The sequence below is a fragment of the Bradyrhizobium oropedii genome (assembly GCF_020889685.1).
Classification (GTDB): Bacteria; Pseudomonadota; Alphaproteobacteria; order Rhizobiales; family Xanthobacteraceae; genus Bradyrhizobium; species Bradyrhizobium oropedii.
Window position 1 is genome coordinate 1 of record NZ_JACMYO010000101.1, and the last position, 23,228, is coordinate 23,228.

Below are 23,228 nucleotides of genomic sequence, written 5' to 3' on the forward strand. Positions count from 1 at the left end.
CGCCGGCGCCGGCGCCGAGTTGCGTCAGCCGCTCGGCGTCGCCGTGGTCGGCGGCCTCTGCGTGTCGCAACTGCTGACGCTGTTCATCACGCCGGTGATCTACATCTATCTCGACCGCATCGACCGCAGGCTGCGGCGCAAGCTCGATCCGCAGGCGGAGGGCGACGTCGAGCGGCCGCAGGTGATCGCGGCGGAATAGCCGGCCTGTCGGCGGACCGGATTCCGGTTCGCCTCGGAAAGCTGCGTCAGTCGAGGAAGCGTTAGATCGAGAAGCTGGTGCCGCAGCCGCAGGAGGCGGTGGCGTTCGGATTGACGACGCGGAACGAGGCGCCGATCAAATCGTCGACGAAGTCGACTTCCGAGCCCGCCAGGAACGGGACCGAGGCGGGATCGATCAGCACGACCGCGCTGTCGCGCTCGATCACGAGGTCGTCATCGGCCTGGGTGCGCTCGACGTCGAACTTGTACTGGAAACCGGAGCAGCCGCCGCCCTCGACGGAAATGCGCAGCTTGGCGCCGTCGCCTTCCTTGCTGAGGATTTGCCCGATGCGGCGGGCGGCCCGTTCGCTGACGGTGATGGCAGCAGTCATATCGGTCTCCGAAACCTTATCTCGGGATGATCTGATCGGATCATACCCGGCGTCATAGCCAATTCATTTGGTCGGCCGCCTCAGACATAGTTAAGTGCGTCGAACCATGGAATCAAATGGATAAGGACTAAAATACCGTGTCGGTCGGAATGGCTGCCCCCCGCGCGCCTTATGCCTGCGATCCCGACCGCAGCCGTGGCCGGCTGGTCACGGAGCCGCCGAGCCGGACCCGCAGCCCGTTCCGGCGCGATTGCGACCGGGTGATCCACTCGACCGCATTCCGCCGCCTCAAGCACAAGACCCAGGTCTTCGTCTTCCACGAGGGCGATCACTACCGCACCAGGCTGACCCATACGCTGGAGGTGGCGCAGATCGCCCGCGCGCTGGCGCGCCAGCTGGGCGTCGACGAGGACCTGACCGAAACATTGGCGCTCGCCCACGACCTCGGCCATCCGCCATTCGGGCATGCCGGGGAGCGGGCACTCGACGAATGCCTGAAAGATGACGGCGGCTTCGACCACAATGCGCAGACGCTGCGGGTCGTGACCTCGCTGGAGCATCGTTATCCAGAGTTCGGCGGGCTGAACCTGACCTGGGAATCGCTCGAGGGGATCGTCAAGCACAACGGGCCGCTCACCGAGCGCAATGGCGCTCCGGCCGGCCGCTATCTGCAAAGCGGCATTCCGGTCGGGATCGCCGACTACAACCGGACCTATGATCTCGAGCTCTGGAGCTATGCCTCGCTCGAGGCGCAGATCGCGGCCTTCGCCGACGACATCGCTTATGACGCGCACGACATCGACGACGGCCTGCGCGCCGGTCTGTTTGCGGTCGACGACCTCAAGGAGATGCCGCTGACCGCGGACATCATCGCCGAGATCGACCGCCACTATCCCGGGCTCGACGAGGTCCGGCGCGGCGCCGAACTGGTGCGTGAGCTGATCTCACATTTCATCAACGCGGTCTTCAATGAGGCGACCCGGCGCCTGGCGGCCGCCCAGCCGCAATCGGCCCAGGACGTGCGCCACCACAATGCGCCGCTGATCGCGTTTCCGCCCGAGGTGGCCGAACAGGAGGCGGCGATCAAGGCGTTCCTGTTCCGGCGGATGTATCGCCATCCGCGGGTGATGCTGGTCATGCGGGAAGCAGAGCAGGTGGTTCGCAATCTCTTCGAGCGCTACCGGCAGTCGCCCGGCGACCTGCCGGCGGAATGGATCGAGGGGAGCGTGCAGGAGACCGCCGGCGCACGGAACAGGCGGATCGGCAATTTCATTGCCGGGATGACCGACCGTTTCGCCCTGATCGAGCACCAAAGGCTTTTTGACTCGACCCCGGATTTGCGTTAGCGCCCTGCCATGGCCGACACCACTGCTTCACCACACCTTTTTGCCGACATGCTGACGCGCGTGCACGCGATCTGTGCCGCTGTCGCAACCGAGGACAACTGGCCCGCGGGCATCGATCTGTCCCGTGTCGTGGTGGAGCCGCCGCGCGATGCCAGCCACGGCGACATGGCGACCAATGCGGCGATGGTGCTTGCCAAGGATGCCAAGGCCAAGCCGCGTGAGCTCGCCGACAAGATCGCCGAGCGGCTGCGTGCCGACGCGCTGGTGGCCTCCGTCGATGTCGCCGGTCCCGGCTTCATCAACCTGACCCTGAAGCCACAGGTCTGGGCCGACGCGCTGTGCGCCGTGCTGGCTGCCGGCTCCGCGTTTGGACGCAGCGACATCGGCAAGGCCGAGAAGGTCAACGTCGAATACGTCTCGGCCAACCCGACCGGGCCGATGCATGTCGGCCACTGCCGTGGCGCCGTGTTCGGCGACGCGCTGTGCAGCCTGCTGCAATTCGCGGGCTTCGACGTCTGCCGCGAATACTACATCAACGACGCCGGCGCCCAGGTCGATGTGCTCGCGCGCTCGGCGTTCCTGCGCTACCGCGAGGCGCTCGGTGAGGACATCGGCGCGATCCCGGAAGGGCTCTATCCCGGCGATTACCTCGTGCCGGTCGGCGAGGCGCTGGCCAAGGAATACGGCGCCAAGCTGCTCGACATGAAGGAAGCTGCGTGGTTGCCGATCGTGCGCGACAAGGCGATCGCCATGATGATGGAGATGATCAAGGGCGATCTCGCCGCGCTCAACATCCATCACGACGTGTTCTTCTCCGAGCGCTCGCTGATCACGTCCGGCAACAACAAGGTCGCCGAGACGATCGATTTCCTGCGCGCCAAGGGCGACATCTACGAGGGCCGCCTGCCGCCGCCGAAGGGCAAGCCGGTCGAGGATTACGAAGACCGCGAGCAGTCGCTGTTCCGCGCCACCGCCTATGGCGATGACGTCGATCGTCCGCTGATCAAGTCGGACGGCTCGTACACCTATTTCGCGTCCGACATCGCCAACCACCGCAACAAGTTCGAGCGCGGCTTCACCAATCTGATCGACGTGTTCGGCGCCGATCACGGCGGCTACATCAAGCGCATGCAGGCGGCCGTGAAGGCGGTGACCGCCGGCAAGGCTGCGCTCGACGTCAAGATCGTGCAGTTGGTCAAGCTGCTGCGCGATGGCGAGCCGGTGAAGATGTCGAAGCGCTCCGGCGATTTCGTCACGCTGCGCGAAGTCGTCGACGAGGTCGGCTCGGACGCGGTGCGGTTCATGATGCTGTTCCGCAAGAACGACGCGGTGCTCGATTTCGACCTCGCCAAGGTGATCGAGCAGTCAAAGGACAACGCCGTCTTCTACGTCCAGTACGGTCACGCCCGCGGCCATTCGATCTTCCGCAACGCGCGGGAAGAGGCGGTTCCGGATCTGCCAGAGACCGACGAGGCCCGGCTGGCCTATCTGCGCAATGCTGCGGTCGAGCGCCTGACCGACCCGGCCGAGCTCGATCTGCTCAAGCGCCTTGCGCTCTATCCCCGGATGATTGAAGCTGCGGCGGTGGCACACGAGCCGCACCGAATCGCTTTTTATCTATATGATTTGGCCAGTGAATTTCATGCGCTTTGGACCAAGGGGCGCGATTTGCCCTATTTACGCTTCATTATCAATAATGATGCAGAGATCACGAGGGCGCGACTGGCAATGGTTCAGGGCGTCGTCTCGGTTCTGGCATCGGGCTTAGCTGTTCTAGGCGTCCATGCTCCAACCGAGATGCGGTAGGCAGGGGCATTAGGCCCTCACGAGTGGGGATTTGTGAGGGCATCTGGCAGGGGCCAACTCGTTCGGACCGGCTGTGCCGGCGATCTTGGCGCTGTCCCGAAGGGGATGCATCATCACAATGGCTGATCGATATCAGGACCGAAATTTTTCCGCCGACACGGCCTCCAGGGCCGAGAGCGATCCACTCGCCGAACTGGCCCGGCTGATCGGCCAGACGGACCCGTTCGGCGCCGCCAACAAGCCGCCGCCGCGCCCGCTGCAGTCGCGCGCCAATGCGCGGCCGCAACAGTACGAGCCCGAGGCGGAAGAGGACAACACGCCGCCGGCCGGCCCGCCGCCCTGGATGCAGCGCGCGCGCCAGGAGACTGTCGTTCCGCCGCCGGTTCAGCCGCCGCCCGTGCAGCACACCGAGTACGAAGAGCCGGAGCAGGACTACCAGCCGAGCCCGGTGCATCCGTTGCACCGCTATGCGGCGCAGCAGCCGCAGCGCGCGTCCGAGCCGGTGGCACCCTATCGGCCGGTCGAAGCCCCTCGGCAGCCTGAGGCGTTTGACGACGAGCCGCACTATCAGAGCGCCGGTCATGAGCAGGATCCGTCGCGCTATGATGACGCGCTGTACGGCCAGCTCGAAGCCGGCGAACAGGATCTGCAGCGCGATCCGGCTTATCCGGAGGATCCCTACGCCTATGAGGCGTATGAGGAAGAACCCGAACCGCGCAAGCGGAGTAGCGGCCTGATCACGGTCGCTGCGGTGGTGGCGCTTGCGGTGGTCGGTACCGGCGCTGCGCTCGGCTATCGCAATTATGTCGGATCGCCCCGCAGCGGTGAGCCGCCGATCATCAAGGCCGACAACACGCCGACCAAGGTGATCCCGGCCCAGGCCGATGCGCCGGCCAAGACGCCGGACCGGATGGCGACTGGTGACGGCACCGAGAAGATCGTGTCGCGTGAAGAAACCCCGGTCGACGTCAACTCGAAGACCGCCGGACCGCGCGTGGTGTTTCCGCCGTTGAACGCGAATGCAAATCCGCCGCCGGTCGCCAGCGTGCAGACGGCGCAGCCTGCGCCGGCGCCGCTCACCGCGAACGGGACCTTGCCGAACAACGAGCCGCGCAAGATCCGCACCCTCTCGGTCAAGGGCGAAACGCCCGACGGCACGCAGGCCGCGGTCGCCGCACCGGCCAAGCCGCCGGCAGCTGCAAAGCCGCCGATCTCGCGCGGCAATCCGGCAGCGGCCAACGCCAGCGTGAATGCACCGATGTCGCTGGCCCCCGGCCAGGCTGACGCAGCTCCGGCTGCGCCTCCGACCCGGGTGGCGTCGACCTCGACCGCCTCGGTTGGCGGTGGTGGATATCTGGTCCAGGTATCGTCGCAGAAGAACGAGGCGGATGCGCAATCGTCTTATCGGACGCTGCAGGGCAAATATCGCAATGTGCTCGGTTCGCAGCCTTTGGTGGTGAAACGCGTCGATCTCGGCGAGAAGGGCGTCTACTACCGCGCCTTCGCCGGCCCGTTCGCGTCCTCGGAAGAGGCGAACCAAGTGTGCCGAAGCCTGATGTCGGCCGGTGGGCCGCAGTGCCTCATCCAAAGAAATTAAAGGCCGTTTCCTTGACCCGTGAGCTGCATACGGCCTAATCGGCCGAATGACGAACCGCGCATTCATCACGGGCGTATCCGGGCTGATCCTCAACGACGCAGAACGCGAATTCATTCGCGCCGAGCGGCCATGGGGCTTCATTCTGTTCAAGCGCAATATCGAGAGTCCTGCCCAAGTAGCGGCTCTTGTTGGGGAACTCAGGTCCGCCGCGGGCATGGCCGATGCGCCGGTCCTGATCGACCAGGAGGGCGGTCGGGTGCAGCGGCTCGGCCCGCCGCACTGGCCGGTTTATCCGCCCGGCGCGAGCTTCAGCGCGCTTTACGACCTCGACCCGAAGCTTGGCCTGAGCGCGGCCCGGCTCAGCTCGCGGCTGATTGCAGCCGACCTGATCGACCTCGGAATCACCGTCGATTGCCTGCCTTTGGCCGACGTTCCGGTGGCGGGGGCGGATGCGGTGATCGGCAACCGGGCCTATGGAACCGAACCGGGCAAGGTCGCGGCGATCGCGCGTGCGGTCACCGAGGGGCTGGAACAGGGCGGCGTGCTGCCGGTTCTCAAGCATATTCCCGGCCATGGCCGGGCCACCGCCGACAGCCATTTCCGGCTTCCGACGGTCGATACCGCCAAATCCGAGCTGGAACGGAGCGATTTTGCCGCGTTCCAGCCGCTGGCCGATCTGCCGATCGCCATGACTGCACATGTTGTGTTTAGCGCGCTGGACCCCGTCCATCCGGCGACGACTTCTGCGACAATCATCGAACAGGTGATTCGCGGCCTGATCGGGTTTCAGGGTTTGTTGATGAGTGATGACGTGTCGATGAATGCGCTGGCCGGATCAATTGCCGAACGGACCCGCGCCATCGTCAGCGCCGGCTGCGACATGGTTCTGCACTGCAACGGCAATATCGACGAGATGCGCGACGTCGCGCGGGAGACGCCGGAACTGACCGGCAAGGCGCTTGAGCGAGCCAAGGCGACGCTCGCCGCGCGCAGGCCGCCCCAGCCGCTCGACCGGCAGGTGGCGCGGGCTGAACTGGATGCGTTGTTGGATCGGGTAGGGACGGCATGACCGCTGAAATTCTATCGTTTGAGACCGGGCGGCCGGCCGACCTCGCCGATGGCGAACCGGCGCTGGTGGTCGATGTCGAGGGGTATGAAGGCCCGCTCGACCTGTTGTTGACGCTGGCGCGGCAGCAGAAGGTCGACCTGTCGAAGATCTCGATCCTTGCGCTCGCCGACCAGTATCTTTCGTTCATCGAGGCGGCGCGCAAGATTCGCCTCGAACTCGCAGCCGACTATCTGGTGATGGCGGCCTGGCTCGCGTTCCTGAAGTCGCGGCTGTTGCTGCCCGAACCGCCGACCGCGGAGGGGCCGAGCGCCGAGGAAATGGCGACCGCGCTCGCCAACCAGCTGCGCCGTCTGGAGGCGATCCGCGAGGCGGCGAACCGGCTGATGAACCGGCCGCAGTTCCAGCGCGATATCTTTCCGCGCGGCAATCCGGAATCGATCGCCGAGATCAAGCATCCGAAGTTCACCGCAACCCTGTACGACCTGCTGTCGGCCTATGCCACGCAGCGCGCGTCACGCGTGCTGACCTCGGTGCATCTGGCCAAGCGGACGGTGTGGTCGCTGGCGGAAGCGCGCGCCTCGCTGGAGCGGCTGGTCGGCCTCGCCGAGGACTGGAGCTGCCTCGACGAGTACCTGATGAACTACGTCGCCGATCCCAAGCAGAAGGCGACGGTGTTCGCATCGAGCTTTGCTGCCGCCCTCGAACTGGTTCGCGAAGGCGAGATGGAAATCAACCAGAAGCAGGCGTTCGCGCCGATCTATTTCCGAAAGCGTCAAGCGCAGGCCGCAATGGCAGCGCCGGACCTGTCGGTTGAGTAAGTGGAAGAAGGAGAGCAAGCCCATGGCAAGCTTGGCGGAAGTGCGCAGAGACGAGCCCGAGGAGGAGATTTCTCCTATGGATCATCCGGTAGCGCGTCCTGAGGAATTGCGGCTCCTGGAAGCCCTGTTGTTCGCATCGGCGGAGCCGATCGATCAGGCAACGCTCGCAAAGCGGATGCCCGACGGCGTCGATATCAAGCAGGCGCTCGCGCAGTTGCAGGCGGAATATGCCCCGCGCGGCGTGAATCTCGTGCGCGTCGCCAACAAATGGACGTTCCGCACCGCGGGCGATCTGTCGTGGCTGATGACGCGCGAGAGCACCGAGACCCGAAAGCTGTCGCGTGCGGCGATCGAGGTGCTGGCGATCATCGCCTATCACCAGCCGGTGACCCGTGCCGAGATCGAAGAGATTCGCGGCGTGGTCACGTCGAAGGGAACGATCGACGTGCTGCTCGAGACCGGCTGGATCCGCCCGCGCGGCCGCCGCAAGACGCCGGGCCGTCCGCTGACCTTCGGAACCACCGACGGGTTCCTGTCGCAGTTCAGCCTGGAAGCGCTCGGCGATCTGCCGGGACTCGAGGAGCTGAAGGGCACCGGTCTGCTCGACTCGCGTCTGCCGACCGGCTTTTCCGTTCCGTCGCCGTCGGATGATGCGACGCTGCGGGAGGACGAGGAGCCGCTCGAGCCCGGCGATACGCTGGAACTGCTGCTGGCGCCGGCTGTCGAGCCGGAAGCGGAGGAGCCGAAGCCTGAGGCCGAAGCGGCTGCTGAGGTTGAGTCCGCCGAAGTGGACGTGACGGCCGAAGCCGAAATCGAAGCCGAAGCGGAAGCTGCCGCCGAGGTGGACGCGGCCGAGCCCGACGCTGGTGAGCCGGACGAGCGCGCCGACCACGCGAGCGATGAGGACGACGCCGAGGACAGGGGCGAATAGCCCCAAATATTCCCGGTTAAGCCTAGCAATATTACGTAGCCGCGACAGCGATTTGCCGCGGCCGAGGTCCTTGTTTTTGACACCCCGCGGGCCTAACTTCCGGCCATGTTTCAGGCCGGTCCGCCGGCCATTTCTGGAGGGTTGCAGGATGGGTTCGCTGAGCATTTGGCACTGGATCGTCGTGATCGCAGTGGTCCTGCTGCTGTTCGGACGCGGCAAGATTTCGGACCTGATGGGTGACGTCGCCCAGGGCATCAAGGCCTTCAAGAAGGGCATGCAGGACGACGACAAGGTCGTGGAGAAGACCGAGCCCACCAAGTCGATCGATCACAATTCGACGCCGTCCGCCGCGCGCCAGGACGTCGGCAGCAAGGCCGTCTAACGCGCTTGTACTGTCGCATATTTCGACGTTTTTCCTTGCGCGAAACGGTGACGCCGTCGCAGAGACGCGCTATGGACGCCGATTGAGAAAAGGCGCCGGCAGCCCCAGATCCTTTCAGGGGCCGATGGCGGCGCGCTTAGGCGGAAGAATTCATGTTCGATATCGGGTGGAGTGAACTGGTCGTCATCGCGGTCGTCGCGCTGATCGCCATCGGCCCGAAAGAATTGCCGGGCGTGCTGCGCATGGTCGGGCAATGGATGGGCAAGGCGCGGAGGATGGCCTCCGAATTCCAGGGCCAGTTCCAGGAAGCCATGCGCGAGGCCGAGATGGCCGACCTCAAGAAGGGCTTCGACGAGGTCAGGGAAGCCGCAACCGGCATCACCAGCGGCAACGTCATGACCTCGCTGCAGAAGGACGTCAGCGACGCCCTGCAGATCGACAAGCCGGTCGATGCCCAGGTCGCCTCCGCGATCGACGCACCGGTGACGTCGGCCAGCGATGTAGCGGTAACGCCCACCACACCTGCCGAGCCGACACCGGAAACCTTCGTCGAGGCTGAGGCGCACGCTGCCACTGGCGAGCCGCTCGCGATCACCAACGAAGTGAAGCCCGAGCCGGCACCGCCCGCGACGCCGGCCGAACCCGACGTGCTCAAGGACGCGAGGGCGTCATGAGCGCCGAAGACATCGAGGCCTCCAAGGCCCCCCTGATGGATCATCTGATCGAGCTGCGCTCGCGGCTGATCAAGGCGCTGCTCGGCTTCGCCGTGGCGTTCATCATCTGCTTCTTCTTCGCCAAGCAGATATTCAATGTCCTGGTCTGGCCGTTCATCTGGGTGGCAGGACCGGAGAATTCGAAATTCATCTACACGGCGCTGCTCGAGTATTTTCTCACCCAGCTCAAGCTCGCAATGTTCGGGGCCGCCTTCATCTCGTTCCCGATCGTTGCCGGACAGGTCTACATGTTCGTGGCGCCCGGGCTCTACAAGCATGAGCGCAATGCTTTCCTGCCGTATCTGGTCGCGACGCCGATTTTCTTCGTGATGGGCGCGATGCTGGTCTACTTCGTGGTTTTCCCGATGTTGACCCGTTTTTCGCTCGGCATGCAGCAGACCGCCGGCGCGGAGACCGCCCAGATTCAGCTGCTGCCCAAGGTCGGCGAATATCTCTCGCTGATGATGTCGCTGATCTTTGCCTTTGGCATCGCGTTCCAGCTGCCGGTGATCCTGACGCTGCTCGGCCGCATCGGCATCGTCAACTCGAAGATGCTGAAGGAGAAGCGGCGCTACTTCATCGTCGTCGCCTTCATCATCGCCGCAGTGCTGACGCCGCCCGACGTGCTGAGCCAGGCCTCGCTCGCGATCCCGCTGCTGGCGCTCTATGAGGGCGCCATCATCGCAGTCCGGATCGTGGAGAAGAAGGCCGCGACCGCGAGCACCTCGTCCGGGGCGCCGTCGGCGACCAATCCGGCGGAATAGGCTGTCTAGATCACATTCGGTGTCACACCTCTGCTGGATCGCCGCTTTTGCGGATGATGACCGGTGTGGTAGTGGAACGTTGACTGCCAACATGTTCGTTGGCGGTCAACGCTAGCCCGCCAGGACTGACCCATGCACGACATCAAAGCGATCCGCGACAATCCGACAGCCTTCGACGCCGGCCTCAAGCGCCGCGGACTCGGGCCGCTGTCGCCGTCGCTGCTGGCGATCGACGAGAAGCGCCGTGCCGCGATCCTGGCCTCCGAGCAGGCCCAGGCGCGGCGCAACGCGGCATCCAAGGAAATTGGCGACGCCAAGAAGGCGAAGGATGAGGCGCGCGCGGCCAAGCTGATGGCCGAGGTCGCAGAACTCAAGACCACGATGCCGGAGCTCGAGCTGGCGGCGAAATCGTTCGATGATGAGCTGACCAAGGAGCTGTCGTCGATACCCAATTTGCCGCTCGACGAGGTGCCCGACGGCACCGACGAGCACGGCAACGTCCAGCACCATGTGTTCGGGAAGAAGCGCGACTACGGCTTTGCACCGAAGCTGCACGATGATCTCGGGACCGCCCTCGGATACATGGATTTCGAGGCGGCGGCAAAATTGTCCGGCGCGCGCTTCGTCGTGCTGAAGAAGGGGCTGGCGCGGCTCGAGCGTGCGATCGGGCAGTTCATGCTCGACCTGCACACCGGCGAGCACGGCTATACCGAGATCAATCCGCCGCTACTGGTGCGCGACGCCGTGATGTTCGGCACCGGCCAATTGCCGAAATTCGAGGACGACCAGTTCTGGGCGATCAAAGGTGAATTGCTCTCGACACCGAATGCCGATCTGCGCAGCGAGCGGCTCGGGCTGATTCCGACCGCCGAAGTGTCGCTGACCAACCTCGCGCGCGAATCCATCCTCGACGAAAAAGAGCTGCCGATGCGGCTCACGGCGCTGACACCGTGCTTCCGCGCCGAGGCGGGCGCTGCGGGACGCGATACGCGCGGCATGATCCGGCAGCACCAGTTCACGAAGGTGGAGCTGGTGTCGATCACGACGCCCGAAGCCAGTAAGGACGAGCTCGAGCGCATGCTGTCGTGCGCCGAGCAGGTGTTGCAGAAGCTCGATCTGCATTATCGCGTGATGACGCTGTGCGCCGGCGACATGGGCTTCTCCGCGCAGAAGACCTACGACATCGAGGTGTGGATGCCGGGGCAGGGCGACGGCGGCGCCTATCGCGAGATTTCGAGCTGCTCGATGTGCGGCGATTTCCAGGCCCGTCGCATGGACGCGCGCTATCGCGGCCCCGACGGCAAGCCGCGCTTCGTGCATACGTTGAACGGCTCCGGCACGGCAGTCGGGCGCGCCTTGATCGCTGTGATGGAGACCTACCAGCAGCAGGATGGTTCGATCGCGGTGCCCGATGTGCTGCAGCCCTACATGGGCGGGCTCAAGGTCATCGAGCACGGCATGTGAGGCGAGGGCCAGTGTGATGCCGCTCCACCGTGACATCCACTGGCTTGGCAAGCAATGGGCCGTCACCGGCCATGGTCTGCAGCTGATCAATCAGAAGCAGATGGGCTATTACGACATCGAGGCCGCGCGCCTGTGGGAAGCCCGCGTGATCGAGGTGCAATCGAAGGCCTGGATCGACCGGGTGGACTTCGACAACGCGCTGGAGATCGCACGCGGCAAGTTCGCACACCTTGCACCGGCCGATCTGCCACCACCACCACCATCGGCGGCGGTCGCGCCACCGCCGCCTCCAGTCAGGGCCACGCCGCCGGCTGCGCCGCTTGAGGCGACATCGGTGCCCTCCATCGAGGAGCTGATCGCGCGGCTGAAATCGAAATCGGCCGCGGCGGCGCTCGTCGCAAGACCGGCCGAGGCTCCCGCACCGGCGCCGCCCAAGCCCGAGCCGCCGAGGCTTGAGCCTCGTAAGGTCGAACCGACCAGGGCCGAGCTCGTCAACCCGGAGCTTCCGAATCCTCAAAAGCCCGAGCTGCGCCCAACCGCGTTGGTCGCCCCCGAGTCGCCAAGGCCTGAATCTCGGAAGTTCGATGCCCCGAAGGTTGAGCCTGCCCAGCCTCAGTCATTGAAGGCCGAGCCTCTCACGTCTGCGCCCGGCAAGTCCGATCCGATGAGGGCCGAGCTTCCCACATCAGAGCTTCCGAACGCGCCGAAGCCCGAGCTCCGCCAAGCCGCACCGGTCGTCCCCGAGCCGTCCAAACCTGAGGCCCGGAAGTCGGAACCGCTCAAGGCTGAACCGGTAAAGGCTGAACCTCTCAAGCCTGAAACGATCAAGCCCGTGCCTGCCAAGCCCGAGCTGGCCAAAGCTGAGCCTGCCGAACGCGAGGCTTCCAGGCTTGAATCTTCGAAGCCTGAATCTTCGGAGCCCGAACCCGTGGCGCTCAGGTCCGTGGCTCTCAAGCCCGAAATGCGCCAGGCCGCGCCGGCCAAAAAACTCGAGCCGCCGCCGCTGACACCCGTTATCACGGTCGTTCGGCGGCCGGCCCAACCGGCCTGGCCGGTGTTCGACCGCAAGATCGCCGGCAGCGGTAGATTTGTGCGTCCGTGGCGTGTCACGTCGACGCGATGGCACGGGCCGTCGTCAGGTTTGCCTCCGCGGCCCTAGCCGGTTAAGACGACAACAACTCAAGAAACTGCAACCCAAGAAACTGCAACCCAAGAAAACTGCGTCGAACCGGAACAAGAGGCACTTTGACGGATGCGAATTCTCTGCACCAATGATGACGGCATCCACGCTCCGGGCCTGCAGGTCGTCGAGCAAATCGCGCGCTCGTTGTCCGATGACGTCTGGATCGTTGCCCCCGAGCTCGATCAATCCGGCGTCTCGCATTCACTGTCGCTCAACGATCCGCTGCGCCTGCGCGAGGTCAGCCCGCGTCATTTCGCGGTGCGCGGCACGCCGACCGATTGCGTCATCATGGGCGCGCGCCACATTCTCGGAGACAAGCTGCCGGATCTCGTGCTGAGCGGCGTCAACAAGGGCCGCAACGTTGCCGAGGACGTGGTCTATTCCGGCACCATCGCCGGCGCGCTGGAGGGCACCATTCTCGGCTTTCCGTCATTTGCGTTGTCGCAGGAATTTTCGGTCGAGACGCGTAACGCGCCGCTGTGGGACACCGCGCTGAAATTCGGACCCGACATCATCCGCAAGGTGATCGACGCGGGTGTACCGAGAAACACCGTCATCAACGTCAACTTCCCGTCGTGCATGCCCGATGACGTCAAGGGCATCAGGATCACGCGGCAGGGCAAGCGCAATCAGGGTTTTCTGAAGATCGATCGCCGTCACGACGGACGCGGCAATCCGTATTTCTGGATCGGCTTCGAGCGCGCGGCGATGATGGATACGCCGGCCGAAGGCACCGATCTCGCCGCGCTGGCCGCGCGCTACGTCTCGGTGACGCCGCTGCGGCTCGACCGCACCGATGAAGCGTTTTCGGAAGCGCTGACCGCGACGCTGAAGGAATTCCAGGTGATCGATCGCTAGACCGGCGCACCCTTCATCGCGCTGGAGATCATCTGGGCCAGCGTTTCCAGCTGGAAGGGCTTTTGCAGCGCCGGACGGTCGCGATATTCCGGGGGCAGGCCGGACGAGCCGTAGCCGGTCGCGAAGATGAAGGGGCGGTTGCGGGCGTTGATCAGCTCGGCGACCGGGGTGATCACCTTGCCGTTGACGTTGACGTCGAGGATCGCGAGGTCGAATTCGGTCGATTGCGCGAGCTTGACCGCTTCGCCGATTTCGCCGGCCTCGGCTGCGACACTGTGGCCGAGCTCCTCCAGCATATCGGCGACCATCATCCGGATCATGACCTCGTCCTCCACGAGGAAAACTGAACAGCCCGCCGGCCGTATCGCTGTCATGATGGAATCCTTGCCCGTCCCTGAAACAGGCTCGCAAATAACACTACGAGGCGCAATGCAAACGTTTGAGAATTATCCGGTTTCCAGCGTGCGACAGCTGTTTGCCGCAGCACTCTGACTGCGCGTTGCGCAAGATTCGTCCAGCGCTGGACGAGCGACGGCTCAACCATGAGCCCACGTCCGCGCCATCTGGCGTCAGCCGCACATCGCCTCAGATTATATGGGAAGCTGTCACATCGGCACCATCATGAAATCGGAGTACAGGTTCCTGACCGGGAACAAAAAGTGACGGGAAATTTTTCCTTAACGCGGTATTTCGGATTTCAATGGCATCAAGCGGAGCGAGATTCCGAGCTGCTGCCCAGAGACGCTGACGAACATGGCCGTGAACCCCGATCCGACCGAGAAGATGATGTTTCAGCTGACCCTGCGGCGGCGAGGGGTGAGCGATCAGGCGGTGCTGCGTACCATGGAAGAGGTGCCGCGCGAGATGTTCGTCGATCCGCGCGATCGCAATTATGCTTATCGCGACAGCGCGCTTGCGATCGCCTGCGGGCAGACCATCAGCCAGCCTTTCGTCGTAGCCTACATGACCGAGCAACTGCAGTTGCAGAAGGACCACCGCGTGCTCGAGATCGGCACCGGCTCGGGCTACCAGGCGGCCGTGCTGTCCAGGCTGTGCAAGCAGGTCCTGACCATCGAGCGCTACCGGACGTTGGCCGACGGAGCCCGCAAGCGGCTCGAAAAGCTGGGCTACTACAATATCGAGGTGCTGCTCGGAGACGGCTTCGACGTCCCGGCCGGCGCCGGCGATTTTGACCGCATCATCGTCACCGCGGCGATGGAGCAGATTCCGGAGAAGCTCCTGGAGCGGCTCGATCCCGGCGGCATCCTGATCGCCCCGGTCGGACCGCATCAGGGCACGCAGACCCTGGTCCGCATGGTACGGACGGAGAACGGCTTCGACCGCAAGGAACTGGTCGATGTCCGCTTTGTGCCGGCGCTGCCGGGAATCGCGCGCGAATTGTAAATTCGGCGATTTGCTGCTTGGCACCAACGCCTTATTCGCAGGGTTAAGCGGTTATTTACTCGGTACGTGTTTACTCAAAACAGTCTTTTGTTGCGTACGAGTGAGTAACCATGTCTGGGGTTGTTGAGTTGCTTCGCTCGCGTCGCGTACCGCAGGTTGCGGTGCTGACGCTGATGTCCATGGCTTTTGCCGGTTGCAGCGCCGATATGTCGTCGCGCTTCTCGCAAAATTCCTACTCGCAAAATCCGTTTGCGTTTGATCCGCAGCCGACCGGCACCGTGCAGGGGCCGCCGCCGCGCGAGTTGCCGCAATACGCGCGGCCGCGAACGCAACCGCAGTATTCACAGTACCAGTCACAGCCGCTGCCGCCGCCGGTTGCGGCGCCGCAGTCTTACCCGGTTGCCAATGCCGGCGTCTCCGGAGGCGGACGTGGGCTTTCGTCATACACACCGCCGCCCGCGCGCCCGCAGATCGAAGCCACCGGCACCGTTCCGCATTCGGTCGCCGCGGCGCATGCCGGCCATAGCGGCACCACCATCATCGTCGGTACCAGCGACACGCTGGAGGTGCTCGCGCGCCGCTACAACGTCTCGACCGCAGATATCGTGCGCGCCAACGGATACAAGGGACCGCGCGCGCTGTCGCCCGGCCAGCAGCTGGTCATTCCGCGTCCAGGAGCGGTCGCCGCGGCTCCTGCGATGGCAGCCCCTGCCACGCGGCCGGTCGCCGTGGCAGCCGCGCCTGCCGGCGTGCACTATGTCAATCGTGGCGATACGCTGCACAGCATCGCGCGCCAGCACCACATCCCGGTGGCCGAGCTCGCCCGCGCCAATAATCTCGACCAGTCGGCGAGGCTCAGCCTCGGCATGAAGCTCGTCGTGCCCGGCGCCAAGACGGCGATGGCTGCTACTGCGCCCGTCGCGCAACCGGTTGCTACTGCGCCGGTCGCAGCGGCCCCAGCACCAGCCATGGCCACCCCGAAGGTCGTCGCCACTGCGCTGCCGCAGCAGAGCGCGCGGCTGGTGCAGCCGACTGCAACTGTCGAACAGCCGGCGGCCGCTGCCGAAGCGCCTGTCGCCACCAAGTCGAGCGACGCCACCGGTGCGTTGCCGACCTTCCGTTGGCCGGTGCGCGGCAAGGTCATCACCGCCTATGGCTCGAAGACCAACGGCAAGGTCAATGACGGCATCAACGTCGCGGTGCCCGAAGGCACGCCGGTGAAGGCGGCCGAAGACGGCGTCGTCGCATACTCCGGCAGTGAGCTGAAGGGCTACGGCAATCTCGTGCTGGTTCGCCATTCCAACGGCTACGTCACCGCCTACGCCCATGCGAGCGAAATCCTGGTGAAACGCGGCGATACCATCAAGCGCGGCCAAGTGATTGCCAAGTCCGGTCAGTCGGGCGAGGCGGGCTCGCCGCAGCTCCACTTCGAGATCCGCAAGGGCTCGTCCCCGGTCGATCCGCTCCAGTTCCTCAACGGCGCGTAAGTTACGCGCCGGGACTTCCAAGTCTCACAACAAAGACAACGGGGGAAGCGCAAGCCTCCCCCGTTTTGTTTTGATCTAGAAGTCGAACGTCATGCCGGTCGTGACCGCGCTCGCCTTGTTGCCGGCGACCACGTTGTTGTTGGCGTCGCGTCCGCACACGCCGTAGCCATGACCGCTCACGCCAAGGCAGTAATGCGCGCCGGGGCCGTTACGCAGATAGCTGCCGACGAGATACCAGGTTGCGAACGGGCTGAAGTGGTACTTGACGCCTGCCGCATATTGATCGGCGCTGCTGTCCACGGTGTTGAGTGCAAAGTCGGCCGAGCCGGCCGGCGGAGCGACCGTGTAGTTGTTGAACACGCCGGTCCCAGGCGAGCCCGGCGAGGCATTGGCGTGAGCCCAGGACGCACTGATATCCCAGGCGCCGACCGACTGCGTGGCGCTGATGAAATAGCCGTCACGCGAACGCTCGTTGAAGTCGGCAACGGTGTTCTCGCGCCGCATGATCTCATAGATGCCGTAGAGCTGCAGTTTGCCGATGCCGTCATTGAAGCCATAGCCGGCGCCGAGCTTGGCAGCCCATTCGTTGGCGACGCCGACGGCTCCCGGCGGCACGATCAACACGCCGCCGTTGCTGAGCGGCGTGACGGCCTCGTCACCGGTGCGGTTGGTGCCCTCATGCATCTCGTAGGCGGCGACCGCCGTGAACGGACCCTGGTTGTAGGTCAGCGAGGCGCTGTACAGGTTACCGTACGAGCCATCGGTGCAGCCCTCCGGCGCGGATGTCAGCGGGAAGCCGCTACCGCTGCCGCGCGCCGAGGTGCCGGGGCAGTTGAAGTCGCCGAGCGCGAAATCGCTGTTGTCCTTCGCCGTATTCTGTCCAGGCGAGGCCATCAGAGTTGCCTGGAAACCGTTCCAGATCGGAGACTCGTACCAAACCGCGTGCGCTGCGCGCCAATCGAACTCTGCGCGCAGGTCGCCGCCGGTGTTGCCCATGATCGAATTGTAGTCGCCGAGCGTCGCCGAGAACGGATCGAACTTGGCGGTCGATTTCTTGTAAGGCGTATCCGCCTTGCCGGCCTTGATCGCGCCCCACGGTGTTTCCATTCCGATGAAGCTGTCGCGCGTGCCGAACGCGGCGCGTTCGGTTGGCGTTGCCGCGACCTCGACCAGGGATTCGAACTGCGCCACTGCGGCCCATCCGGCGAAGCCATACGGCTCGAGGTTGTGGCGGGCACGCACGCCGAAATAGGTGAGGTTGCTCGCCACGCCGAACTTGTTGCCTTGATCGAACACGCCGGCGTTGAAGAAGTCGCCCGATAGATCGACGTGGCCGTAAAGCGTGACGGTGGTGTTGTCGACGAAGGCGTTGCCGCCGGGCGCCTTGCTGTAGATCGGCGCGCCGCCGATGCTGACGACGGCATGTTCGGGAGCCGGCGGCGTTGGGGAGGGCGCAACGGCCGCGTGCTGGACCGGATTGCCCTTTGGCGTCGACGCTGTGGCCGGAGCCGGAGCGCTCGTGATGTGATTCACGCGATCCCTGAGTTGAGCGTTCTCCTTGGCGAGCTTTGCATTGTTTCGTTCGAGTGCATCCAGACGCGCCATGACGTCGTCGAGCGTTGCCGCATGTATCGGCTGTTGCGTGAGCGCCAGGCAAATCGCCGCGGATGCAGTCCCTACGAGAAGTCTCTTTTTCATTCGATCCCCCATTTGCCGATCACCTCAACGGGGTGCTGAGGCTGCAAACGGGTGGAAATGCTAATGTATACCAAATGCCAGATACATGGCTGATGCATGCGCTGAGGGCGATAATCGCGGCGTGTGACAAAATAGGTACTATAATACTAGTGCAGTGCATCAATTTGTCGCACTGAGGTTTTTGGAATAAAAATTGACTTACTTAGATGGCGCTGAAGTAGCTGATAAAAATGTTCTTTTCGAACTGTGTCAGTATTGCTGACAATTTATGGATGCACTGCAACATCGAATGCCTATTTTGGGATAATGAATGCCAAAATGGAGCCTGCCTTAGTAATGGCACGCTTGGTTTGAGGTCTTATATTACCTCAGCGGATCGAGGCCGCCGGATATCTGCTCGATCATGTCGCGCAGGAATTGCGGCGGTCCATGCGCGTGCCATTCCCCGTCCGACTGCAGCAGCAGGGGCCGCCGCGTGTCACGGCTGAAGGCTTCGAGCCAGGCGCGCGCCTTTGCCTTCGGACGCTTCCCGACGGCGACCGCGACGTCGACCGGGATCGTCCGCCAGGCGAAGCTTGCGGGAAGGAAGATGAGATCGGATTTGTCCGGACGCATCCAGTCGGGCAGCGGACTTGTCGGGGCCAGCCAGCCGCAGACGAAATTGCGGCAGGGGTCAACCGGGCGCTCGTCGTAGATCGTGCATTTGCCCGCGCTGCTGAACGAGCATGGCTGCCCCGGATAGACGTCGTGGTCACGAATCCGGATTTTCAGCCAGCCATCGCAGCACGCGGTGCACTCGCCACATCGTCTCGCAATCGCGCTTGGGTCGGCCGGCATGGGCCGAGTGTACCCATGCCGCACCGAATTCAGAAGCCCCGCGCCTTGCCGGACGCGCTACCCGAGCTACGCGCCGCTCAGCCGCACACCGAGCCGGCCCGCAAGCTCCTGCGTGTACTGCCAGGCGACGCGGCCGGAGCGCGATCCGCGCGTGGTCGACCACTCGAGCGCCTCGCGCTCGAGTTCGTCCTCGGCGATCTTGATGCCGTAATGATCGCAATAGCCCTTCACCATCGCAAGGTACTCATCCTGGCTGCAGCGATGGAAGCCGAGCCAGAGGCCGAAGCGATCCGACAGCGACACCTTCTCTTCGACCGCTTCGCCCGGATTGATCGCGGTCGAGCGTTCGTTCTCGATCATCTCGCGCGCCAGGAGATGCCGCCGGTTGGAGGTCGCATAGAGGATGACGTTGTCGGGGCGTCCCTCGATACCGCCTTCCAGCACGGCCTTCAGCGATTTGTACGAGGCGTCGTTGCCGTCGAAGGAGAGGTCGTCGCAGAACACGATGAAGCGGAAGGAGGAGCTGCGCAGCAGCTCCATCAGGCCGGGCAGACTTTCGATGTCCTCGCGGTGGATCTCGATCAGTTTCAGCCGGTCGGCCGGCTTGCGGTCGACATTGATGCTGGCATGCGCAGCCTTGACCAGCGACGACTTGCCCATGCCGCGGGCGCCCCACAGCAGCGCGTTGTTGGCGGGCAGTCCGTTGGTGAAGCGCTCGGTATTCTCCATCAGGATGTCGCGCATCCGGTCGACGCCCTTGAGCAGGCCGATCTCGACGCGGCTGACGCGCGGCACTGGAGCCAGCCGTCCGTCCGGATGCCAGACAAAGGCGTCCGCGGCACTGAGCGACTTGGCCGGATCGTGAGTCGGGGAGGCGGCTGCAAGGCGGCTGGCGATGGTCTCCAGGGCGTTCGCGATCCGCTCGGCGGTCGCGCCGTTGAGCTCCGTCGCCGGGCGTTTTGTCGCGGCTTTTGCAACGCTTTTGGCTGCCGCTTTGGGGGCGGTTTTGCTGGCTGTTTTGCTGGTGGTTTTCTTGACTTTTTTCGGCATTTGTCCAGTTCCTGACGGCGCAGCCTTATCGGGCTGGCGGCGGTCCCGCAAGCGCCCTAAATGAAGGTCCGTTAACGTTGCAATTGGGACCGCGGCCGCTATAGTCCGCGCGAATTTGTCCGGACCGCCATACCGCCCCGACCCGAGGGCGCTGCCGGTCCTTTCCCGTCTTATCCGAGGATCGTCCGAATGCTGATTACTCCTGCGTTTGCCCAGGCTGGAGCGAGTGGTGACACCAACAGCATGTTGATGTCGCTGCTGCCATTCGCGCTGATCTTCGTCATCATGTACTTCCTGATTCTGCGCCCGCAGCAGAAGAAGGTGCGCGATCATGCAGACCTCGTGAAGAACATCCGCCGCGGCGACACCGTGGTGACCTCGGGCGGCCTCGTCGGCAAGGTGACCAAGGTGGTCGACGACGACCAGATCGAGTTCGAGATTTCGGACGGCGTTCGCGTGCGGCAGATGCGCCAGATGATTTCGGGCGTGCGGACCAAGGGTGAGCCGGCCAAGGGCGACGCCAAGGACGAGGCGTCCGCGAGCTGATTGCCGCGGAGCCTTTTGCCGAATCTGACAGGTCAATTCGATGTTGTATTTCACGCGGTGGCGAGCGCTGGGGATTATCCTGATAGCGCTGGTGGTCTGCCTGTGCGCCGTGCCCAATTTCTTCCCCGAAGCGCAGGTCAAGACCTGGCCGGCATGGGCGCAGCGGCGCCTCGTTCTCGGCCTCGATTTGCAGGGCGGCTCGTACCTGTTGCTCGAGGTCGATGCCAACTACGTGAAGAAGGAAAAGCTCGAACAGGTTCGTGACGACGCCCGGAAGGCGCTTCGCGATGCCCGGATTGGCTTCACCGGCGGCATCACGATCCGCAACGACGCCGTCGAGGCCCGTATCGCGAAGGAAAGCGATGTTCCGGCGGCGTTGACGAAACTTCGCGAGGTCGCGCAGCCGATCGGCGGTATGCTCGGCTCCAGCGGCCAGCGCGACGTCGACGTGACCGATGCAGGGGGCGGCTTGATCCGTCTGACCGTGTCGCAGCCGGCGATGATCGAGCGGATGCGCAAGACTATCGAGCAGTCGATTCAGATCGTCGAACGCCGCGTCAACGAGCTCGGCACCGTCGAACCGGTGATCCAGCGCCAGGGCAGCGACCGCATCCTGGTGCAGGTCCCGGGTCTGCAGGACCCGACCCACCTGAAGGAGCTGCTCGGCAAGACCGCGAAGATGGAATTCCGGATGGTCGACACCTCGGTGTCAGCAGACCAGGCGCAGCAGGGCCGGGTGCCGCCGGACTCCGAGCTCCTGATGAGCGCTTCGCCGCCACCGGTTCCGTACGTCGTGAAGAAGCAGGTCCTGGTCTCCGGCGGCGAACTCTCCGATGCCCAACCCGGCTTTGACCAGCGCACGGGCGAGGCGATCGTCAGCTTCAAGTTCAACACGTCGGGCGCGCGCAAATTCGCGCAGGCGACCGCCGACAATGTCGGCCAGCCGTTTGCGATCGTGCTCGACAACAAGGTGATCTCGGCACCGGTGATCCGTGAGCCGATCACCGGCGGACAGGGCCAGATCTCCGGCAGCTTCACCGTGCAGTCGGCCAACGATCTGGCGATCCTGATGCGTGCCGGCGCGTTGCCGGCGCCCCTGTCCGTGGCCGAGGAGCGCACCGTCGGTCCCGGCCTCGGTCAGGACTCGATCGAGAAGGGCGAGCTTGCCGCCTATGTCGGATCGATCCTCGTCATCGTGTTCATGCTGCTCACCTACCGGCTGTTCGGCGTGTTCGCCAACATCGCCGTGGCCATCAACGTCGCCATGATCTTCGGGCTGCTGTCGCTGCTCAATGCCACGCTGACCTTGCCCGGCATCGCCGGCATCGTGCTGACCGTCGGCATCGCGGTCGACTCCAACGTGCTGATCTACGAGCGCATCCGCGAGGAATTGCGCGGCGGCCGCAACGCGATCTCGGCGATCGACGCCGGGTTCAAGCGGGCGCTGGCCACCATTCTCGACTCCAACATCACCACCTTCATCGCTGCCGCCGTGCTGTTCTACATCGGCACCGGACCGGTTCGCGGCTTTGCCGTGACGCTCGGCATCGGCATCATCACCACGGTGTTCACCGCCTTCACCCTGACGCGCCTGATCGTCGCGGCGTGGGTGCGGTGGAAGCGGCCGCAAACCGTGCCGATCTGAGAGGCCTGTTGTGACTCATACTGTTCTCATTGGCCTTGGCATCCTGATTGTCGTGCTGACCGTCGTCGCGGCGCTCGGTCTGTTGCCGTCGCTGCGCATCGTGCCTGACGACACGCATTTCGACTTCACGCGCTTCCGCCGCATCAGCTTCCCGATCTCGGCGCTGCTCTCGATCCTCGCGATCACGCTGTTCTTCACCCACGGTCTGAATTTCGGCATCGACTTCAAGGGCGGCACGCTGCTCGAGGTGCAGTCCAAGTCCGGCACGGCGGACATTGCCGCGATGCGCACGACCTTGAACGGCCTTGGCCTCGGCGAGGTTCAGTTGCAGCAGTTCGGCGGTCCGGCTGAAGTTCTGATCCGCGTCGCCGAACAGCCGGGCGGCGACAAGGCTCAGCAGGATGCGGTCGGCAAGGTCCGCGGCGCGCTCGGCGACAGCGTCGATTATCGCCGCGTCGAGGTGGTCGGACCGCGAGTTTCCGGCGAGCTGCTGGCCTACGGCATGATCGGCCTGATGTTCGCGATCGTCGGCATCCTGATCTATCTCTGGTTCCGATTTGAGTGGCAGTTCGCGCTCGGCGCCATGATCGCCAACGTCCACGACATCGTGCTGACGATCGGCTTCATGTCGATCACCCAGGTCGACTTCGACCTCACCAGCATCGCGGCGCTGCTGACGATTCTCGGTTATTCGCTCAACGACACCGTCGTCATCTACGACCGTATCCGCGAGATGCTGCGGCGCTACAAGAAGATGCCGATGCCGCAGCTGCTGAACGAATCGATCAATTCGACGCTGTCGCGCTCGATCATCACCCACGTCACCGTGACCTTGGCGCTGCTCGCGCTGCTGCTGTTCGGCGGCCAGGCGATCCATAGCTTCACGGCGGTGATGATGTTCGGCGTAGTGCTGGTCGGCACCTACACCTCGATCTTCATCGCGGCGCCGATCCTGATCTATCTCGGGGTTCACACCACACGGGGCGAGGCGCAGGACGCGCCGGCCAAGAAGCCGGACGCGGCCGCAGCCAAGAAGTAAC

Annotated in this window: 22 protein-coding genes and 1 pseudogene; 18 read left to right on the top strand and 5 right to left on the bottom strand. The window is 64.3% G+C overall.

All coding sequences use genetic code 11. The features are described 5' to 3' along the window. On the top strand, positions 1 to 199 hold a 199-nt coding region (locus tag H8A95_RS25595; RefSeq protein WP_229185655.1), incomplete at its 5' end, for an efflux RND transporter permease subunit. Between the two features lie 61 nt (positions 200 to 260). Here the strand turns inward: H8A95_RS25595 and erpA are convergent. Continuing rightward, positions 261 to 590 carry an iron-sulfur cluster insertion protein ErpA gene (gene erpA, locus H8A95_RS25600; protein WP_021081206.1) on the bottom strand — a complete coding sequence of 110 codons (330 nt, stop codon included), beginning with the start codon at positions 588 to 590 and terminating at the stop codon, positions 261 to 263. Between the two features lie 137 nt (positions 591 to 727). Between erpA and H8A95_RS25605 the strand changes: the two genes are divergently transcribed. From H8A95_RS25605 to surE, 12 genes and pseudogenes are all read left to right on the top strand, one after another. After that, on the top strand, positions 728 to 1,936 hold the full coding sequence (locus H8A95_RS25605; RefSeq protein WP_175068479.1) for a deoxyguanosinetriphosphate triphosphohydrolase: 1,209 nt from the start codon (positions 728 to 730) through the stop codon (positions 1,934 to 1,936). A gap of 9 nt (positions 1,937 to 1,945) precedes the next feature. Continuing rightward, the gene (gene argS / locus H8A95_RS25610) at positions 1,946 to 3,742 is read left to right on the top strand and encodes an arginine--tRNA ligase (protein ID WP_229185657.1); all 1,797 of its coding nucleotides are present in this window, start codon (positions 1,946 to 1,948) and stop codon (positions 3,740 to 3,742) included. Positions 3,743 to 3,860: 118 nt separating this feature from the next. Next, positions 3,861 to 5,339 carry an SPOR domain-containing protein gene (locus H8A95_RS25615; protein ID WP_229185659.1) on the top strand — a complete coding sequence of 493 codons (1,479 nt, stop codon included), beginning with the start codon at positions 3,861 to 3,863 and terminating at the stop codon, positions 5,337 to 5,339. A 46-nt stretch (positions 5,340 to 5,385) separates the two neighbouring features. Then, entirely contained in the window at positions 5,386 to 6,408 is a 1,023-nt protein-coding gene (gene nagZ / locus H8A95_RS25620) for a beta-N-acetylhexosaminidase (RefSeq protein ID WP_229185660.1), read from the top strand. Then, positions 6,405 to 7,226 carry a segregation and condensation protein A gene (locus H8A95_RS25625; RefSeq protein WP_097672191.1) on the top strand — a complete coding sequence of 274 codons (822 nt, stop codon included), beginning with the start codon at positions 6,405 to 6,407 and terminating at the stop codon, positions 7,224 to 7,226. Before nagZ ends, H8A95_RS25625 begins: the two co-directional genes overlap by 4 nt. 22 nt (positions 7,227 to 7,248) lie before the next feature. After that, positions 7,249 to 7,969 (top strand): annotated as a pseudogene (scpB, locus tag H8A95_RS25630) (SMC-Scp complex subunit ScpB); the annotation flags it as partial. 336 nt (positions 7,970 to 8,305) lie between these two features. Further along, entirely contained in the window at positions 8,306 to 8,539 is a 234-nt protein-coding gene (locus tag H8A95_RS25635) for a twin-arginine translocase TatA/TatE family subunit (protein WP_163161112.1), read from the top strand. Between the two features lie 152 nt (positions 8,540 to 8,691). Further along, positions 8,692 to 9,213 carry a Sec-independent protein translocase protein TatB gene (gene tatB, locus H8A95_RS25640; protein WP_229185662.1) on the top strand — a complete coding sequence of 174 codons (522 nt, stop codon included), beginning with the start codon at positions 8,692 to 8,694 and terminating at the stop codon, positions 9,211 to 9,213. Next, positions 9,210 to 10,016, top strand: a complete 807-nt coding sequence (gene tatC, locus H8A95_RS25645; protein ID WP_229185664.1) for a twin-arginine translocase subunit TatC — start codon at positions 9,210 to 9,212, stop codon at positions 10,014 to 10,016. Before tatB ends, tatC begins: the two co-directional genes overlap by 4 nt. A 132-nt stretch (positions 10,017 to 10,148) precedes the next feature. Then, positions 10,149 to 11,480, top strand: coding sequence for a serine--tRNA ligase (gene serS, locus H8A95_RS25650; protein WP_229185665.1), 1,332 nt, complete (start codon positions 10,149 to 10,151; stop codon positions 11,478 to 11,480). A gap of 16 nt (positions 11,481 to 11,496) precedes the next feature. After that, entirely contained in the window at positions 11,497 to 12,639 is a 1,143-nt protein-coding gene (locus H8A95_RS25655; protein ID WP_229185667.1) for a hypothetical protein, read from the top strand. 93 nt (positions 12,640 to 12,732) lie between these two features. Beyond that, a complete protein-coding gene (surE, locus tag H8A95_RS25660) occupies positions 12,733 to 13,521 on the top strand; it encodes a 5'/3'-nucleotidase SurE (protein ID WP_229185669.1) in 789 nt (262 codons plus the stop codon). Here surE and H8A95_RS25665 read toward each other — a convergent pair. Then, entirely contained in the window at positions 13,518 to 13,895 is a 378-nt protein-coding gene (locus H8A95_RS25665) for a response regulator (RefSeq protein ID WP_163158269.1), read from the bottom strand. The two genes, surE and H8A95_RS25665, sit on opposite strands and share 4 nt — an antisense overlap. Before the next feature lie 379 nt (positions 13,896 to 14,274). Here H8A95_RS25665 and H8A95_RS25670 point away from each other — a divergent pair, with 379 nt between their 5' ends. Both H8A95_RS25670 and H8A95_RS25675 read left to right on the top strand, forming a co-directional pair. Then, positions 14,275 to 14,925 (top strand): protein-L-isoaspartate(D-aspartate) O-methyltransferase, encoded by a 651-nt coding sequence (locus H8A95_RS25670; RefSeq protein ID WP_229185671.1) that lies wholly within the window; start codon positions 14,275 to 14,277, stop codon positions 14,923 to 14,925. 110 nt (positions 14,926 to 15,035) lie between these two features. Beyond that, a complete protein-coding gene (locus tag H8A95_RS25675) occupies positions 15,036 to 16,412 on the top strand; it encodes a LysM peptidoglycan-binding domain-containing M23 family metallopeptidase (RefSeq protein WP_229185673.1) in 1,377 nt (458 codons plus the stop codon). A 75-nt stretch (positions 16,413 to 16,487) separates the two neighbouring features. Here the strand turns inward: H8A95_RS25675 and H8A95_RS25680 are convergent, their stop codons facing one another. From H8A95_RS25680 to H8A95_RS25690, 3 genes are all read right to left on the bottom strand, one after another. Continuing rightward, positions 16,488 to 18,110, bottom strand: coding sequence for a porin (locus tag H8A95_RS25680; RefSeq protein WP_229185675.1), 1,623 nt, complete (start codon positions 18,108 to 18,110; stop codon positions 16,488 to 16,490). Positions 18,111 to 18,473: 363 nt separating this feature from the next. Continuing rightward, entirely contained in the window at positions 18,474 to 18,947 is a 474-nt protein-coding gene (locus H8A95_RS25685) for a hypothetical protein (protein WP_229185677.1), read from the bottom strand. Positions 18,948 to 19,013: 66 nt separating this feature from the next. Beyond that, on the bottom strand, positions 19,014 to 19,997 hold the full coding sequence (locus tag H8A95_RS25690) for an ATP-binding protein (protein ID WP_229185679.1): 984 nt from the start codon (positions 19,995 to 19,997) through the stop codon (positions 19,014 to 19,016). A 189-nt stretch (positions 19,998 to 20,186) separates the two neighbouring features. Between H8A95_RS25690 and yajC the strand changes: the two genes are divergently transcribed. From yajC to secF, 3 genes are read left to right on the top strand one after another with little or no spacing between them, the layout of a single operon-like run. Next, positions 20,187 to 20,543, top strand: a complete 357-nt coding sequence (gene yajC, locus H8A95_RS25695; RefSeq protein ID WP_021081225.1) for a preprotein translocase subunit YajC — start codon at positions 20,187 to 20,189, stop codon at positions 20,541 to 20,543. Positions 20,544 to 20,583: 40 nt separating this feature from the next. Next, positions 20,584 to 22,188 (top strand): protein translocase subunit SecD, encoded by a 1,605-nt coding sequence (gene secD / locus H8A95_RS25700; RefSeq protein ID WP_229185681.1) that lies wholly within the window; start codon positions 20,584 to 20,586, stop codon positions 22,186 to 22,188. 10 nt (positions 22,189 to 22,198) lie between these two features. Next, the gene (gene secF / locus H8A95_RS25705) at positions 22,199 to 23,227 is read left to right on the top strand and encodes a protein translocase subunit SecF (RefSeq protein ID WP_229185683.1); all 1,029 of its coding nucleotides are present in this window, start codon (positions 22,199 to 22,201) and stop codon (positions 23,225 to 23,227) included. The last annotated feature ends 1 nt before the right edge of the window (position 23,228 follow it).

Coding starts and splice junctions, on each gene's coding strand:
- erpA (WP_021081206.1), bottom strand. CDS start 590: ATGACTGCTGCCATCACCGTCAGCGAACGGGCCGCCCGCCGCATCGGG.
- argS (WP_229185657.1), top strand. CDS start 1,946: ATGGCCGACACCACTGCTTCACCACACCTTTTTGCCGACATGCTGACG.
- H8A95_RS25615 (WP_229185659.1), top strand. CDS start 3,861: ATGGCTGATCGATATCAGGACCGAAATTTTTCCGCCGACACGGCCTCC.
- nagZ (WP_229185660.1), top strand. CDS start 5,386: ATGACGAACCGCGCATTCATCACGGGCGTATCCGGGCTGATCCTCAAC.
- H8A95_RS25625 (WP_097672191.1), top strand. CDS start 6,405: ATGACCGCTGAAATTCTATCGTTTGAGACCGGGCGGCCGGCCGACCTC.
- H8A95_RS25635 (WP_163161112.1), top strand. CDS start 8,306: ATGGGTTCGCTGAGCATTTGGCACTGGATCGTCGTGATCGCAGTGGTC.
- tatB (WP_229185662.1), top strand. CDS start 8,692: ATGTTCGATATCGGGTGGAGTGAACTGGTCGTCATCGCGGTCGTCGCG.
- tatC (WP_229185664.1), top strand. CDS start 9,210: ATGAGCGCCGAAGACATCGAGGCCTCCAAGGCCCCCCTGATGGATCAT.
- serS (WP_229185665.1), top strand. CDS start 10,149: ATGCACGACATCAAAGCGATCCGCGACAATCCGACAGCCTTCGACGCC.
- H8A95_RS25655 (WP_229185667.1), top strand. CDS start 11,497: ATGCCGCTCCACCGTGACATCCACTGGCTTGGCAAGCAATGGGCCGTC.
- surE (WP_229185669.1), top strand. CDS start 12,733: ATGCGAATTCTCTGCACCAATGATGACGGCATCCACGCTCCGGGCCTG.
- H8A95_RS25665 (WP_163158269.1), bottom strand. CDS start 13,895: ATGACAGCGATACGGCCGGCGGGCTGTTCAGTTTTCCTCGTGGAGGAC.
- H8A95_RS25670 (WP_229185671.1), top strand. CDS start 14,275: ATGGCCGTGAACCCCGATCCGACCGAGAAGATGATGTTTCAGCTGACC.
- H8A95_RS25675 (WP_229185673.1), top strand. CDS start 15,036: ATGTCTGGGGTTGTTGAGTTGCTTCGCTCGCGTCGCGTACCGCAGGTT.
- H8A95_RS25680 (WP_229185675.1), bottom strand. CDS start 18,110: ATGAAAAAGAGACTTCTCGTAGGGACTGCATCCGCGGCGATTTGCCTG.
- H8A95_RS25685 (WP_229185677.1), bottom strand. CDS start 18,947: ATGCCGGCCGACCCAAGCGCGATTGCGAGACGATGTGGCGAGTGCACC.
- H8A95_RS25690 (WP_229185679.1), bottom strand. CDS start 19,997: ATGCCGAAAAAAGTCAAGAAAACCACCAGCAAAACAGCCAGCAAAACC.
- yajC (WP_021081225.1), top strand. CDS start 20,187: ATGCTGATTACTCCTGCGTTTGCCCAGGCTGGAGCGAGTGGTGACACC.
- secD (WP_229185681.1), top strand. CDS start 20,584: ATGTTGTATTTCACGCGGTGGCGAGCGCTGGGGATTATCCTGATAGCG.